Source organism: Pseudoalteromonas sp. ND6B (assembly GCF_000764215.1).
Taxonomy (GTDB): Bacteria; Pseudomonadota; Gammaproteobacteria; order Enterobacterales; family Alteromonadaceae; genus Pseudoalteromonas; species Pseudoalteromonas tetraodonis.
Map to the genome: position 1 here is coordinate 15309 of NZ_JQFL01000036.1, position 15156 is coordinate 30464.

Annotated in this window: 12 protein-coding genes; 8 read left to right on the forward strand and 4 right to left on the reverse strand. The window is 38.8% G+C overall.

Going from position 1 to position 15156, the window contains the following annotated elements:
* Positions 1-23 precede the first annotated feature (23 nt).
* Positions 24-1043 carry a ferrochelatase gene (hemH, locus tag ND6B_RS09420; protein WP_016899101.1) on the reverse strand — a complete coding sequence of 340 codons (1020 nt, stop codon included), beginning with the start codon at positions 1041-1043 and terminating at the stop codon, positions 24-26.
* Between the two features lie 78 nt (positions 1044-1121).
* On the reverse strand, positions 1122-2459 hold the full coding sequence (locus ND6B_RS09415) for an HD domain-containing phosphohydrolase (protein ID WP_033103508.1): 1338 nt from the start codon (positions 2457-2459) through the stop codon (positions 1122-1124).
* 227 nt (positions 2460-2686) lie between these two features.
* Here ND6B_RS09415 and ND6B_RS09410 point away from each other — a divergent pair, with 227 nt between their 5' ends.
* Genes ND6B_RS09410 through ND6B_RS09400 form a run of 3 tightly spaced genes read left to right on the forward strand, consistent with a single transcriptional unit; the run spans position 2687 to position 4904 of the window.
* Positions 2687-3052, forward strand: coding sequence for a response regulator (locus tag ND6B_RS09410; protein ID WP_033103509.1), 366 nt, complete (start codon positions 2687-2689; stop codon positions 3050-3052).
* On the forward strand, positions 3049-3624 hold the full coding sequence (locus ND6B_RS09405; RefSeq protein ID WP_033103510.1) for a chemotaxis protein CheC: 576 nt from the start codon (positions 3049-3051) through the stop codon (positions 3622-3624). Before ND6B_RS09410 ends, ND6B_RS09405 begins: the two co-directional genes overlap by 4 nt.
* On the forward strand, positions 3624-4904 hold the full coding sequence (locus tag ND6B_RS09400; protein WP_033103511.1) for a PAS domain-containing sensor histidine kinase: 1281 nt from the start codon (positions 3624-3626) through the stop codon (positions 4902-4904). The genes ND6B_RS09405 and ND6B_RS09400 overlap by 1 nt, the downstream gene beginning before the upstream one ends.
* 244 nt (positions 4905-5148) lie before the next feature.
* Here the strand turns inward: ND6B_RS09400 and ND6B_RS09395 are convergent, their stop codons facing one another.
* Both ND6B_RS09395 and ND6B_RS09390 read right to left on the reverse strand, forming a co-directional pair.
* Positions 5149-6549 carry a sensor histidine kinase gene (locus tag ND6B_RS09395; protein WP_033103512.1) on the reverse strand — a complete coding sequence of 467 codons (1401 nt, stop codon included), beginning with the start codon at positions 6547-6549 and terminating at the stop codon, positions 5149-5151.
* The gene (locus tag ND6B_RS09390) at positions 6546-7730 is read right to left on the reverse strand and encodes an FIST signal transduction protein (protein ID WP_033103513.1); all 1185 of its coding nucleotides are present in this window, start codon (positions 7728-7730) and stop codon (positions 6546-6548) included. The genes ND6B_RS09395 and ND6B_RS09390 overlap by 4 nt, the downstream gene beginning before the upstream one ends.
* A 289-nt stretch (positions 7731-8019) precedes the next feature.
* On the opposite strand from ND6B_RS09390, the gene ND6B_RS09385 reads away from it, so the two are divergent.
* The 5 genes from ND6B_RS09385 to ND6B_RS09365 form a co-directional block, all read left to right on the forward strand.
* Positions 8020-10029, forward strand: a complete 2010-nt coding sequence (locus tag ND6B_RS09385; RefSeq protein ID WP_033103514.1) for an EAL domain-containing response regulator — start codon at positions 8020-8022, stop codon at positions 10027-10029.
* Entirely contained in the window at positions 10026-11183 is a 1158-nt protein-coding gene (locus tag ND6B_RS09380) for an HDOD domain-containing protein (RefSeq protein WP_033103515.1), read from the forward strand. The genes ND6B_RS09385 and ND6B_RS09380 overlap by 4 nt, the downstream gene beginning before the upstream one ends.
* A gap of 438 nt (positions 11184-11621) precedes the next feature.
* Positions 11622-14150 (forward strand): TonB-dependent receptor plug domain-containing protein, encoded by a 2529-nt coding sequence (locus ND6B_RS09375; RefSeq protein WP_033103516.1) that lies wholly within the window; start codon positions 11622-11624, stop codon positions 14148-14150.
* A gap of 173 nt (positions 14151-14323) precedes the next feature.
* Positions 14324-14524 carry a ribosome alternative rescue factor ArfA gene (gene arfA, locus ND6B_RS09370; RefSeq protein ID WP_033103517.1) on the forward strand — a complete coding sequence of 67 codons (201 nt, stop codon included), beginning with the start codon at positions 14324-14326 and terminating at the stop codon, positions 14522-14524.
* 236 nt (positions 14525-14760) lie between these two features.
* Positions 14761-15156 (forward strand): transposase (locus ND6B_RS09365; RefSeq protein WP_033102530.1); only part of this gene is annotated, 396 nt, incomplete at its 3' end.

The window sequence follows — 15156 nt, forward strand, 5'->3', positions numbered from 1 at the left end:
TCTAACCGCTGCTCTTCCCGTTTTTATAGCATTGGCTTTAACACATCAAACATGGCGTCTATGTGATCGTCACGGTCGTTAAGCGCTGCTATATAACGGTATTTTTCGCCGCCGGCTTCTTCAAAAATCTCTCGGTTTTCACCTTCCAGTTCTTCAAGTGTTTCTAGGCAGTCGGCGCTAAAGGCAGGGCTGATAATAGCCACATCTTTAATTCCTTCGCCAGGTAAGCTCTCAAGAGTTGCATCTGTGTAAGGTTTTAACCATTCAGCTTTACCAAAACGGCTTTGGAAAGTGGTGATCACTTTGTCTTTATCTAGGCCTAGCTTTTCTACCACTAAGCGGGTGGTTTGTTGGCATAGGCAGTGATAGGGGTCGCCATTATCTAAAAACTGTTTAGGCATGCCGTGATATGAAAACACCATTTTTTGTGGCATGCCGTGTTTTTCTAAATCTTCGCTAATGCTGTTAGCAAGCGACTCTAGGTAGGTTGGGTTTTTGTGATACCCATTTACAAAGTGTAGCTCAGGCACCCAGCGCCATTTTTTTAATACATTTGCCACGGCATCAAATGTTGAGCCTGTGGTTGGACTTGAATATTGAGGGTAAAGTGGTAACACAATAATGCGGGTTAAGCCTTTATCTCTGAGCTCTTCAAGGCCCGCTTCGATTGATGGATTACCATAGCGCATCGCCATAACCACTTCGGTGTTGGTATAGCCGTGCTGTTTTAATAAGGCATTTAATTTAATGCTTTGTTGGCGTGTAATGTGGGTCAGTGGCGAGCCATTTTCAGTCCATATGCTTTTATACAATTTAGCTGAGCGTTTTGGGCGGATACGCAAAATGATGCCATGGAGAATTATCATCCACACTATACGTGGTATTTCTACAATACGCGGATCTGACAAAAACTCACGTAAGTAAATACGCAATGCACTTGCTGTTGGGGCATCGGGGCTACCTAAGTTGGTCAGAAGTATTCCCGTTTTTTGGTTAAAACGCCCGTCGTGGGGATTGTCGGTAACGGCAGAAAATCGCGACACGTTGTGCTCCTTCAAGCAATGGATTTAGAGGTATCTATTTAGGCTTAGTATAACGAATAAAAGAGTATTTTAGATCAATCATTTAGCCATTTTAACCATAATTCTAAATGGGGTCGGTTTTTTGGCTTCGAGTTGTTGTAGCTTAACAATCGATTTCGTATTGAAAATATGTCCTTTAGGCAAAAGCATAATACCTGTATGGCTGTGCAGTGAGTTTGCCAATATCATATTTTCTTCGAGTTCTTGTGCGCTCATCACCTTTATTGAACCAATAGACGTGTCTGAGGCCATAAGCTGTGCATGACTTGCCTCAAGCGATTTTACTATTTTTGGGTGATATAAGCTGTCACTGCCAAGCTTAATATTATTAAGTGCAACCTCATGGCGCATTTTTGTAGTTAATAATGGGTCGCTTTGCTCATAATGCTCCCAATAATCACGAGCAACGCTGAGCACCATAGCCCCAATGGGGATATCGTTTTTAGCAAGTCCTTTGGGTATTCCTTGGCCGTTGTAGCGTTCGAATTGATGATAAATTGCATCAGAAACATCACTTAAGTGAGTAGCAGGCATGAGCATTAATTGTGAAATACTCGGGTGGGTGTAAAACGTTTTTCTTTGAACCTCATTGAGCTCGTTAATAGGTTTGTTGTAAAGCTCAGGGTCCATAGCAAGTAAACCAACTTGAGCTAAGTACCCAGCAATAGGCGCAAGCGTAATACTTTTTTGAGAAATATTAAGGTAACGCGCTATTTGAGTGCATGTGCCGGCTATATTCTCTGCTCTTTTACCATCGAGATAGGGGTTTGCATTGATAAAATTATAAAGCAGTTCAACAGTCGATTGATGCTCTCTTTTTTCACTTTCATTAGCGACTTCTAGTTTTTTTAGTACACTTCTAATTTGTTTTGTCCGCTTGTCGACAAGTTGCTCTAAATTACTATTAAGCTCTTTTAATTGTTCATTTTGCTGATTTACATGGCGTTGTAAAATTTCATTGTGTTTTTTTAGCCTAAACTTTTCAACGCCTGATTGGATAACGCTAATTAAGTGATCGTTTTGCCAAGGTTTTTGCACATAAGCATGAATGCCTCCCTCGTTAACGGCACTGACTGTTGACTCTAGATCTGAAAAACCAGTTAACAAAATACGCTGGGTATCGGGAGCGATTTGTCTTGCTTTAGCTAAAAATTCAGCCCCACTCATTTGTGGCATACGCATGTCACTAATAACGACATCAAACTGTTTTTTTTGCATTTTATCAAGTGCATCTTGGCCATTGGTTGAAACACTCACATCAAATTTGTTTTGGCGCAACAGTCGTACTAACGATTTGAGTACATTGGCTTCATCGTCCAAGCATAAGATGCTTGGCGGCAGTTGATTGAGTTTTTTTATTCCGTCTAATTCTTGCATCACGAAATGCCAGTAAAAAGTTTATGTTTAAATTTAGTCTAAGGGTTGTAAGTAAACAACTCTTTTAATAGAAATCCTTTATTTTAATAGATTTTTTGAGTAAAAATATTCGCAAAACGGTGTAATTTACGTTGTTATAATTTGGCTATTACACAGCTATACTTTTGCGCAAAATATAAAGAGCATCTATATTTTAAAGTAATTTTTTTAGTCTATGTGAGAGCTCAATGGCAATACCAATAACAATTGCAGATGATTCAATGTTGTCTAGAAAAACCATTCGCAGGGTGCTCCCTGTTGATTGGGATGTAATCGTGCACGAGGCTAAGAATGGCGTTGAGGCTCTGGAGGCAGTTAATAATGGTTTAGCTGAGGTGTTATTTTTAGATTTACAAATGCCACAAATGAATGGTTATGAGGTGCTTAATGAACTGCATAATAAACATAAAAAAACCATTGTTATTGTAATTAGCGCTGACATTCAACCCGAGGCACAGGCATTGGTTAACTCCTTAGGCGCCTTTAGGTTTTTGAAAAAGCCTATTTCAGCTGAGGAGCTTAGTAATACGTTACACGAGGTTGGATTGTTATGATTTCAATAAGTGAAGAGGAGCAAGATGCACTGCAAGAAATAATGAATATTTCTATGGGACAAGCGGCTGATGCACTTGCTCGTTTAATTCAAACAAAGGTGGCGCTGTCTGTGCCCGCTATAGAATCTTTGTCGCCAGTAGCGTTTCAAGGGATACTTGAAGGGTTAAAAAGTAGTTGGTCTGCTAGGCAGTCATTTGTTGGTTCAATTCGTGGAGAAGTAATTACAAGTATTCAAAAGGAGGGATGTGAAGCACTCGCCGATATCATGGATTTTGATTTACCTCTTGATAAAGCGGCTACAGAAGAACTGGTGTTAGAAGTAACCAACATTTTATCTGGGGCTTGTTTGCAGGGTTTTACAAGTCAATTAGAGTTAACTACTCAATTAAATATGCCCTCTTTTTATTATCCTGAAAATGCGGCACAGAATATAGATTGGTCATCGATATTAGTTATTGAAGTTGATTTTAAAATAGAGCATATGAAGTTTGATGCGCGTGTGCTTATAGGTCTCAGTGAAGGGTCAATCGAACAAGCGCTTATACCAATTCGTGCCTTGCTGGAGGGGTGATGGACGAGGCAGAATTTAAGCGCGTTATCCAGCAAATCCCAATTGGTGCTTGTATTATAGATGAAAATTGTATTATCACTTTTATTAATTCTGCTTTTTTTGGTGGTTTAACGACCCGAAACGATCATTTAACGGGACAGAACTTACTCACGGTTTTTGCTGAACAAGCACGTTTTTTAAAGCGTAAAATCGACAGTGTTTTTGTATTAAAAAATCCTAGTTTTAGTTATTGGCAACAACGCCCTCATGTATTTCCAATGCGCAGTACTCGGCCAATTACTGGTGATGAGTCACAAATGTATCAAAATGTACAGTTTATGCCGATTATCAACCAGAATGGCGATGTAGGCCATGTGTGTATTGTGGTAACAGACGTTACCGCAGAGGCGAGCTATTTTATGCAGCAAACGCAATTAAAAAATGAGCTTGAACGAGACCACAATAAGCTCAAGCAATTACATGACGAACTTAAAACCGCTCAAAAGCAAATGCTACAGTCTGAAAAAATGGCTTCCATTGGCCAATTAGCCGCGGGGGTCGCACATGAAATTAATAATCCTATTGGCTTTGTACGTTCTAATTTAGAAACACTAAGCGATTACATGGATAAATTAATAAAAACCAATGAAACACAGAAAAAAATAATCTTAAAGCAAGCCGAACCGCGATTTGTAGCATTACTTGATGATGTTTACGAAAAAAACGGTATTGCTTTTATCTACGAGGATTTACCTGAATTAGTTGAAGAGTCATTAGGGGGGACTGAGCGGGTACGTAAAATTGTAAACGGGCTGCGTGATTTTGCATCACAAGACAATGAAGATTGGTGCGAAATGAATTTGTCTGCAGAAATAAGCTCGGCATTAATTGTGCTCGAAAATGAAATAAAATATATAGCGACAACCGAGGTCTCTGTACCAGAGAAAGACATTATTTTTTGGGCAAAACCTAGCGCGATTAGGCAGTTATTATTTAATACACTAATTAATGCATTACATGCGATGCAACCTATGGGAGTATTAAGTATTAGGTGTGATTACAATAACGATAAAGACATTTTCCTGGCTATATCAGATACGGGCTGTGGTATAGAACCTGATAATTTGGCGCGTATTTTTGATCCCTTTTTTACCACCAAAGAAGTGGGTAAAGGTACTGGACTTGGTTTATCTGAAGTGTATGCAACTGTGCAAGAGCATCAAGGCGCTGTAAATGTTACAAGTGAGCTAGGTAAAGGCACATGCTTTGAATTTACTTTTAAGGCCGATTTGCATAAATAACCTGAGCTCTGGATAATATACCTATTTCTAGCAGCTATTTTCAGCGCTAACTGCGTTGAATTTACTTACAATAGGCCAGCTATTGACGCGTAAATTCGCCTTGTTTTCATTGAAAATCTCTGGCTAGAAAAATTAATTTAACTATTATTATTCAATATGTTAGTATGTTTATTAACCAGGGTTCAGGTTAAATATATTTAAAAATTAAACTCGCTTTACTCTTTTTAAATACAAGGTTTAGTTCTTATTGTTTGGTATTTAATATAGTTAGCGTGTCATCAGTTAAAATTGGTTTCTTCGGTAAAGTAATATAAAAAACAGTACCTCGGTTTCGCTGGCTTTCAACTCGAATTTGACCACTATGTTGCTCTATAATTGCTTTGCTAATAGCCAGCCCTAACCCTGTGCCTTGGCCTATTGGTTTTGTAGTATAGAAAGGGTCAAAAATTTTATTTAATTTGTCCACATCAATTCCACTGCCATTATCGGCAATAGTTATATAGGCATTTTTTTTATCGGCTTTAGTGGTGATACTGATGACACCAACCTTGTCGCAAATGGCTTGAGCGGCGTTAAAAAATAAATTTAAAAATACCTGAGAGAGCTGGGTCGAACGCCCTGTGATGATAACGGGTTCTGTGTCGTAGTGTTTTTCAACGTTGGCGTTGTATTTAATTTCGTTCCAGGCAACACGTAATGTGTTATCAATGAGCTCGGTTATATCAATATCGCCAATTTGGGTTTGATCCGGATGAGCAAATTGCCTTAACCCTTGAACAATCTCTTTAACTCGATCAGCCCCTTCAGTCATTTCAGCAATGATATCGCTTGAGTCTGTTTGTAATTCATCAAATTGATAATGTTGTAGCGTATCTGCTAATGTTTGCTGCGCTATGGCTTTTTCTGCTTTGAGTGCGTTAATTAAATGACTAAATTGCTCAAGGTTGTAAGCCAAATTTTGGATATTACTGACAATGTAGCTTAAAGGGTTGTTTATTTCGTGTGCAACGCCTGCCGCCATTTGCCCTAACGAAGCCATTTTTTCAGAGTTGATTAACACTTGTTCAATGTTACTTTGTTTTTCTTCCATTTCTTTTTGTTTAACAAGTAAATTTCGTTTTTCAAATTGTGAAATTGTATTCCCTGCAAAGCTGACAAAGCGTTGCATTAAAGTAATATCGTGCTGATTAAATGCGCCAATTGTTTCTGAAAAAATATAGAGCTGGTAGCTTTCTGTACTGGTACTTACTGGGGTGGTGAGCATTGCATGCTGCGAATGCCAAAAAGGATCAGTTACTTGCCAATCAGAAAGTTGGTGTAAGTTAAATACATTTTTAATGTCTCTATTGGGTTTATTTAGTGCTTTGAGTTGGGTAATTATTTCATCACTTTGTGGGTGCGATGCTGTAACTAATGTAGATAATTCATTGCTGGGGTTTATTTTAATTAAAATAGCCGCAGAAAAAGCAATGGCTTGCTGCAAAATATCAAAAAACTCAGTGAGTAAGGTTTCAGTTCTGTCGTTCTTTAAAATGGCATCTAAGCCGTTTAGAATCAGGCTATTAAAAGCACGGTTTTCCTCAAGTGCTAAATTATGAACCTGTAATAAATGTAGTTTTTCTAATAATATTTCGTTGGTAGTCATACAGAATCACCAAAGATTTCGCATGAAATCATTAAATTACCATGTTTACTTGTTGAGTCACTAAATGTACCAAGTTCTCCAAAGGTAAAGCCCATAATAAATGGGGTGTTGGGTAATTGTGCTGCAATAGACTCTTTTACTTCTTGCATGGCGTCTTTAATTGACAGCATACAGCCGCCACAAAAAATAATAATAGCACCCTTTATATTTTTTATTGCATGTAAGTCTGCCAGTTTGGTTAGTGCAGAAACGACCATATCGCCTCGTTTTATTAATTGTTCAGGGCTTCCCGAAGCAAGATAAATAGTATCGCCAACGCTTAAATTTGAAAATAATTCTAGCGTGCCATTTTTTGCTACCGCTGGGTGGCTTAGCAACAGCCTAGGAATATCATCATCGGAGGAAAGGGCGCTTGCCAGTGGTGTCATCGTTGATTGTGCAAGAATATTTCCTGAAGTTAAGGCGTTTAATCCTATGTTTTTTCGCCATTGATTATAAACATCAAAGGCGGGCTGGTTATCAATTGTGTTTAATATGCGCCCGTCAACGTCTGTCACTGTACCCTGCTGGTCTGTTTTATCATACCCTGAACTATAAAAGCCGAATGTTTCTACACTGGGGTATAACACCGCAATAATAAAACCTTGTTGGTATACATTTTCAGTATCGCTAAAACACCACTTGGCTGAAATATCGTTATCGGCGCAACTTCCTCCAAAAACAGGTATACGCTGGCCGATTGCATCTTGAATTCCCTGCAAAACTAGCTCCTCATTACCTGGAACTTGAAAGCACCAGACCATTTTGGGCGCGAGTCCAATTTGGCCTGCATTAGCAATGGCTTTAAGTACAGTTTGAGCGGCATTTTCTCTTAGGTTATCGGTTGCATTACAACTTGCAACACCATAATGCCCATTTGAGTCTTTAATCGAGAATAAACTAATACTTTGCTCATTTAATGATAAGGTTTGGTTGGTTGATGACCCAAGGCATGATGAGATGATTAAACAATTGTGAGTGTTTTTTAAAAAGCCTGGCTGGTTATTAAAAAGGTATTTAATAGTATCGGTTGTAGCAAAGCCGAGCAGCAAATCTGGGTTGTTGTTTGTGAACTGACTTACAGGTTGGATAAATTTATCTATATCGCTGCCGTGAGAGTGAAAAGTATCAATGGCGAACATAGATGCCCCTTATAAGTAAAAAATTGCCACAGCGATAGATATTTTTAGCTATTAAAAATAGCTTGAAGTTCAATTTAGACTATTATTAGGTGGCGTGTGAAAAACAATCAATATCATAAAGCGTATGTTAATGATAATTTAAAATCAAGAAATGCATAATTAATAGAAAAAGTATAAACCTAACTAGGTTTTTAGTTATTGTTATATGAGTAATAACATTTTTTCAAAATAGCGTAGTAAATTAGAACTCTTCTTGGGGTGTAAATAGTGGCTTTTTGGGGTGTAAATAGTGGCTTTGCGAATTTTATTAGTAGACGATGAACTCAATGTATTGAAATCTTTAAAGCGAGTACTTGTTCGTTCTGGTTATGATGTAATAACAGCATCCACTGGTTTTGAGGCGCTTGAAATCTTAGCAGCTAATCAAATTGAGATAGTCATTACTGATTTTAGAATGCCACAAATGAACGGCGCTGATTTATTACGCCAAGTTAAAATTAATTGGCCCGATTGCGTAAACTTAGTGCTAAGTGGATATGCTGATTTTAAGTCTGTGGTTGAGTTATTAAATCAGGGATTGGTATTTCGTTTTTTAGAAAAGCCATGGGTCGATAGTGAGCTACTTGAGAACATTAGCGAGGCGCAAGTAAAATATGAACAGCGCCGAGCTAAAAGAGTAAGAGAACAGTTATTAATGGGTAGTATGTCGGCATTAATAGAAATAGATAATGACGGCATTATTAATCGTTTTAATGCACCGGCCGCTGAAATCATTTCAGATATTCATTTATACGAAAACAAACACCTCGCCAATTTAGATACAGCTCAAAATAAAGCGGTAAGCCAGTCTTTTATTGACAAGCAAAGCAGTACACTTTTTATTAATTATGCACGCGCCTTTGATCTAGCTAAAAGCGAAGAAGTTATGATTGAGCGTTATTTACATGACGATTTTTGCCAGCTTTTAAAGTTATCAATTAACGCAAGCAGCATGAGTAATATTTTCCAACTTACCAGAACACCATCAGTGGTGACTAACGAGTCTGATTTTTATCATCATTTAGCCCTGTGTGAAGCGAATAAAGAATGTTATGCCTTGGTTTATATAGGTATTGCGCAGTTTCAATTAATTAATGATTTGCTAGGGGGCGAAGATGGCAACCACCTTATAAAATTGGTTCTAGAGGTGCTGAAAGGCGTATCAGAAAAAGCGGTCAAAGTTCTTCATAAGAGCGCCGATCGGTTTGTATTATTTGTTCCTGAAATTAAATCTGATAGTGAAATTTTAACCGTTCTAAATAAGGCGATGCATGATCTGAAAAAAGCACTCCCTAGTAAATATATCGATGCCCACGTGCAGCTTTATGGTGTGTATGGGTTGTTTCCTGAGGATAGTTTAGAGGGAAAAGAGCTCGTTAATCAAATGCAGTTGACGATGAATTACCAAGTAGGTGATCAGCAGCGTATTTGTTCTCGCTTTGATCCTCAGCTGGTAGCCGATTATAAAAAGAACTTTGAATTAAGCCGTTTACTATTAACTGCGGTAAATAAAGATGAGCTGTCATTACGTTTTCAACCAAAAGTTGATATTAAAACAGGGTTAGTACTTAGTGCTGAGGTGCTCATTCGCTGGTATGAGCCAAGTAAATATGGCTGGGTTCCCCCTGCTCATTTTATCCCGATTGCTGAATGCGATGGTCAAATTATATCAATAGGGCGCTGGGTTATTTCTCAAAGTTGTAAAACACTAAAATATTGGGGGGATAACAATATAGGTGTGAATGTGTTGGCTGTTAACATATCTGCGAGGCAGTTAAAAGATGATCCCGACTGGATTGATTACATGCTCGAGTGCTTAAGTCGCAATAATTTAGAGCCATCACAGTTGGTTTTTGAGCTAACAGAAACCTATTTAATAGAAGATTTTGCTACCTGCGAACAGCAATTAATAAGACTAAGGGCTTTGGGGTTTAGGCTATTGATTGATGACTTTGGCGTGGGTTATTCATCACTTGGCTACCTTTCTAAGCTGCCAGTAGATGGCGTTAAATTGGATAAAGCGCTGATTACTGATATTGAATCGTCTTTAGCAATGCAAAGTATGATTCGTAACATTACACGTATGTCTCACGATCTCAGTCTTATAGTGATAGCAGAGGGGGTAGAGACTGCCTTTGAATGCGAAATGATTAAAAAATTAGGCTGTGACTACATACAGGGCTATTACTTTAGTGAGCCTTTAGAACAGGATGATTTTTGTAATTATTTAAACCATTTTAATTCTCAAGGTGCGCAATGAGTTCGATAGCGGTCGTCATATTAGACGATGATGCTTTTTTATTAAAAGTATTACAAAGGACTATTCATCGAGCCTATCCAGAGGTTGATATAATGACAACCTCTGATATTGATGAATTTTGGCAGCTGCTAAACACTAAGCAAGACTTAGATTTAGTATTAAGTGATTATTTAATGCCGCAAATGAATGGATTGGATGTTTTAGAGCAATGCTCTTCACAAAACCCCTACCCAGTCAGAGCATTACTTACTGGTGATATGACACTGAGTACCATGATGCGACAACCTAATGTTGTGCATGCTTACCTTGCTAAACCGTTTAATGAGGCAGACATAACCGCACTTTTTAACAATGTGGCGGCGTTAAAGTCGTTACCCTTTGCTTTTAATGTGCGCAGGCAGTTAGGGGCTATGATCAGCTTTCCTGTTTATCCTCTTATTTTGAAAGAACTCAGGGAGTTAGTACAAAGCGATGAATTTGATTTGCATGATATTGCCCATGTTGTTTCTCAAGAGCCAATAATAACTGCTAAATTGTTGCAACTTGCAAACTCATCTTATCTTGGGTTTGTAAGGCCAACATCGTCAATTGATGAAGCTGTGTCGAGGCTCGGAACAACGATATTAATGGCTATCACCACTTCTTTATTAGTTGCCAAAAATTTTGAATCGTCTATTCCTTCGGCTATCCATGAGAAACAATTGGATATAGCGGCGAATTACGCTAGTTGTGTTAAGCGTTTTGCTAAGCAGGCAGGTTTTAACTTACATGATCAAGAACTATTATTTTCAGTGGCGTTATTGAGTTTTGTTGGCAAAATTATTTTGCTGTCTCAAGGGGAAAGTGAAGCGTCTTTTGAGCATGAAAAAGCCGTGAGTGAAGAATATGCTAGTTCTAACTTTATTTCGGCCTATGTTTTAAAGTTATGGGGATACGACACGAAAATGTGTAGCTTATTAATGAGTTGCCATGATTTAGCCGCCACTGATGATAATGAGTTAATTCCGCTTAATCATACGTTATTTATTGTTAGGCAAATTCTTTTTGATAAACACTCCCCCATGCAGTTACGCGCATACTGTGACTCAAAAGGTGTAGACCCTATACTTTGCCATCTAATTAGTGAATTTGATTGGCATAGTTATACCTCTTAAATAGGCCTGTATAAAATATTGTTTAAAAATGGACAGTACTACATAACTACCTATGTATAGTTTTTTCTGAGTACCCTTTCTTACCTTTAGTATCTACTTTAGTCTTATAAAAACCGCATAAAACCTCATTTGGGGTGTGTTTTTTGCTCATTTCAGAGTGAAAAATATACAAAACCGTTATTTTCACTAATTATGAATAAAACCTCAATATTAACATTGTATTAACTTTGGGTGGTGTGATATTAAATTGCTACTTTGGTTGTATTTTGAGCTTTTATAGGTGTTATTTTCCTTTTTTTAAAGTTATTTGCATTCTTATGCTAATTTTATCAAATTTTTTGTTTCTTTTTGTTTGTGTATGTTGCTAGGATGTTGGCAATGGGATACAGGAATATACCCCACACACATTATAAGAATACACAAAACAGGGTCATCATTATGTCAACATATCGTTTAAACACCTTGGCTGTAGCGGTTGCTTTTGCTTTCAGTGCGCCAAGTATGGTTAATGCACAAGAAGCGCCTGCTAAAGCTGAAAAAAATATCGAACAAATATCTGTGTTAGGGTCGCGAGTTTCTAACCGAACAGCAACAGAGTCGTCATCACCTATTGATTTAATTGACGCGGATGATTTAAACAAAGGCGGCTTTACCGAGCTTGGGCAAAGCTTACAAGCGACAGCGCCATCGTTTAACTTTTCTCGTACACAAGTTTCTGACGGTTCCGATTTATTTCGCCCAGCAACATTACGCGGTTTACAGCCAGATCAAACGCTGGTTTTAGTCAACGGTAAGCGCCGCCATAATCAATCTATTTTTGGTTTAACTAGTACCGTGGGCGGTGGCTCTGCGGGGACTGATATGAATGCGATCCCGCTTATTGCCTTAAAAGGGGTTGAGGTTTTACGTGATGGTGCGGCGGCGCAGTACGGCTCAGATGCGATTGCGGGGGTTATCAATTTATCACTTAATAACTCAACAGATTTAACCACAGGTTATGTGCAATACGGTGAAACGGCAGAAGGCGATGGGGAAACAATTTCTGCAGGTTTAAATCGTGGTTTTGAACTAGGCAACGAAGGTGGATTTATTAATTTATCGCTTGAGTATCGCGATGCAGATAAAACCAATCGTGCCGAGCGAGATACCGGTGGTTCACTTAATGTCGCACCAGGTACTTTATCGGACGAAGTTCGTTGGGGACAAGGTAATGCAGAGAGTGAATTTACTTCGGTATTTTACAATATGGCATTGCCAATGAGTGAGGGCGAGCTTTACTCATTTGGTGGTTATTCTGAGCGTACTGCACTAGGTAACGGCTTTTATCGTAACTTTAACGAAGCATCTAAAAACGTGATTCAAGTCTATAGCGATGGATTTTTACCGCAAATAGACAATGAAGCACAGGATATCTCTGTTTCAATCGGTTTTAGAGGTGATATTAACCCTGATTGGAATTACGATGTATCGGCGGTATATGGTGAAAACCAATACGACTTTACCTCACGCAATACATTAAATGCCTCTTATGCTGCTGAGTATTTATTTAATAACCCAGGTGCAAGTGATGCCGATATTGCTGCAAATGCAGGACCAACTGAGGGGTATTCGGGTGGCTTTAGGTTTGACCAAACAACATTCAACGCGGATGTGAACGGGATTGTTGATATTGGCCGCAGTGAGCCTGTGTACGTGTCAATTGGTGCTGAATACCGTAAAGAAAACTATGAAATTGTACCCGGTGAAGAAGCCTCATACGCGTGTGGCACTGCTAACACAGATACTTCATACCCATCTGTGAACGATCCGAATCAATTTGCACAATGTGGTTTTCAAGCTTACAACGGCCTTCGCCCTGAAGCATCAAATAAAAGTGATCGCGATAGCTACGCCGTTTATATTGACGCAGAAACCATGGTTACCGATGCGTGGAATGTTAGCGGTGCACTTCGTTACGAAGATTTCTCTAATGCGGGTGACGACATAATTGGTAAAGTAGCCACGCGTTATGAATTTAACGATGATTTTGCTGTACGTGGTGCATTATCAACGGGTTTTAGAGCGCCATCATTACAGCAAAGCGGTTACACTGCGTTTACCACTAACTTAGGTTCTGACGGCACGTTAAGCCAGTCGTTTACAGCAACAACGGGCTCAGCATTTCCAGCTGCATTAGGCGTTGATAACTTAAAGCTTGAAACATCAACTAACTACAGTGCAGGCTTTGTTTATGATGTAACGAGCGATTTATCGTTAACGGTGGATTTTTACCGTGTAGAAATTGAAGACCGTATTACACTGGGCAGCTTGTTATCGGCTGATGATGTGGCATTTAGTCCTGATGCAGTTGCCGCGCTACAGGCAACGGGGGCAGTACAAGCGAATTACTTTTCAAACTCAGTGAATTCGACAACGCAGGGTGTTGACATTATTGCGTCCTATCGCACTGATTTATATGACGGTAATTTCTCTGCTACGTTTGCCGGTAATTTAAATGAAACTAAAATTGACAGTGTTAATGCAGCACCGGGTATTCCTGAAAATGTAGCACTTGATGATATTCAAAGTAGCTTTTTAACTGATGGGCAGCCGGGCGAACGTGCAACGCTAACGTTTGATTATGAGCGTGATTCATACAGCTCAATGATCCGCTTTAATTACTTTGGCGAAACCGATGTGAAGTACTTTGGTAATGACCATATTGAACTTGCAACAGATGGCTCATTTAAAGCAACCAGTACGGTAGAATCAGCCGTATTAGTGGATTTAAATGTAAGTTATCAAATTAACGATATGTTTGCTCTATCGGTTGGTGCAGACAATGTATTTGATGAAACACCGGATGAATTAGGCGATGATGAAGTATTAAACGCTATTTCAAATGGGGCATTTAAATACCCGTTACGTGCCGTACCCTACGGCTTTGATGGTCGTACTTACTACGCAAAAGTAAGCTTTAGTTTTTAATTTTATAAGCTAAATAGGCGCCGTTATAAACGGCGCTTTTTTTATGGCTAAAATATATTTAAAACAGCATTAAAAATGATTGCATGCTTGAAAATTAAGCATACAATCGCCATCAATAACATAGTGGGATATATATCCCTCGTTATACTCATTTTATTAATAGGAAAAAATAAATGGCGAAAAAAAGCAAAGCAAAAGCGGGTAAAAAATCCGCAGTAGACACTGGGCGCGGTGTGATAAAACACAACGCATTGGCAGCACTGGTGACTTCTAAAGTATTTAAACCGCAAGTGGTTAAAGCCAAAAAAGGCAAAGGCTCGTTTAAACGCAGTAACAAACATGCAGGACAAGAGTCCTATTTAATCGCGGCTTAAATAGCACCGATCAAATAGGGCTTTTGTTGCGAGTTAGCTAAGTGTTTGCTGAAATAAGGCGGGCTTCGGGCTTCGGGCTACGAGTCACGAGCAGCGAACACAACCTAGCGCCTTTAGCCTTCTCTTTCAGCGCAGCGTCTCATAACCTCTTTGTGAATAAATCACTTAAAACATGTTTGCACAACCCCCTGTGTCAGGATAGTTGTCGCCTCTAACATTTAGCAGAGGCAAATAAAATGAGACGTCAATTTACACAAGAATTTAAAGTTCAAGCTGTTGAAAAAGCATTATCTCAATGTGATGATGTTCGCTTAGAAGATATTGCAGATGATTTAGGTGTCGGTTATTCAACGTTACAACGTTGGATAGCACTGGCAAAAAAGCATCAACTTGAAATACACCAGACGGGTAGCCAAATGACAGCAGAAAAACGACCACAAGACTGGAGTTTAGAAGAAAGGCTCAACGCGGTCATTGAGTGTGGAAGTTTAGATGAAGCCGCCATAAATGAATACTGCCGTAATATAGGGCTTTATCCGCATCATATTCAGCAATGGAAGAAAGACTTAGTAACACCACCTTCAAATAAAACAGTAAAGTCAGACAGTAAACAGCTTAAGCAAGAAATAAAG

What these genes read in the sequence shown, in the direction of transcription:
- ND6B_RS09380 (WP_033103515.1), top strand. Translation starts at nt 10,026, where the DNA reads ATGAGTTCGATAGCGGTCGTCATATTAGACGATGATGCTTTTTTATTA.
- ND6B_RS09400 (WP_033103511.1), top strand. Translation starts at nt 3,624, where the DNA reads ATGGACGAGGCAGAATTTAAGCGCGTTATCCAGCAAATCCCAATTGGT.
- arfA (WP_033103517.1), top strand. Translation starts at nt 14,324, where the DNA reads ATGGCGAAAAAAAGCAAAGCAAAAGCGGGTAAAAAATCCGCAGTAGAC.
- ND6B_RS09410 (WP_033103509.1), top strand. Translation starts at nt 2,687, where the DNA reads ATGGCAATACCAATAACAATTGCAGATGATTCAATGTTGTCTAGAAAA.
- ND6B_RS09390 (WP_033103513.1), bottom strand. Translation starts at nt 7,730, where the DNA reads ATGTTCGCCATTGATACTTTTCACTCTCACGGCAGCGATATAGATAAA.
- ND6B_RS09375 (WP_033103516.1), top strand. Translation starts at nt 11,622, where the DNA reads ATGTCAACATATCGTTTAAACACCTTGGCTGTAGCGGTTGCTTTTGCT.
- ND6B_RS09415 (WP_033103508.1), bottom strand. Translation starts at nt 2,459, where the DNA reads ATGCAAGAATTAGACGGAATAAAAAAACTCAATCAACTGCCGCCAAGC.
- ND6B_RS09395 (WP_033103512.1), bottom strand. Translation starts at nt 6,549, where the DNA reads ATGACTACCAACGAAATATTATTAGAAAAACTACATTTATTACAGGTT.
- ND6B_RS09405 (WP_033103510.1), top strand. Translation starts at nt 3,049, where the DNA reads ATGATTTCAATAAGTGAAGAGGAGCAAGATGCACTGCAAGAAATAATG.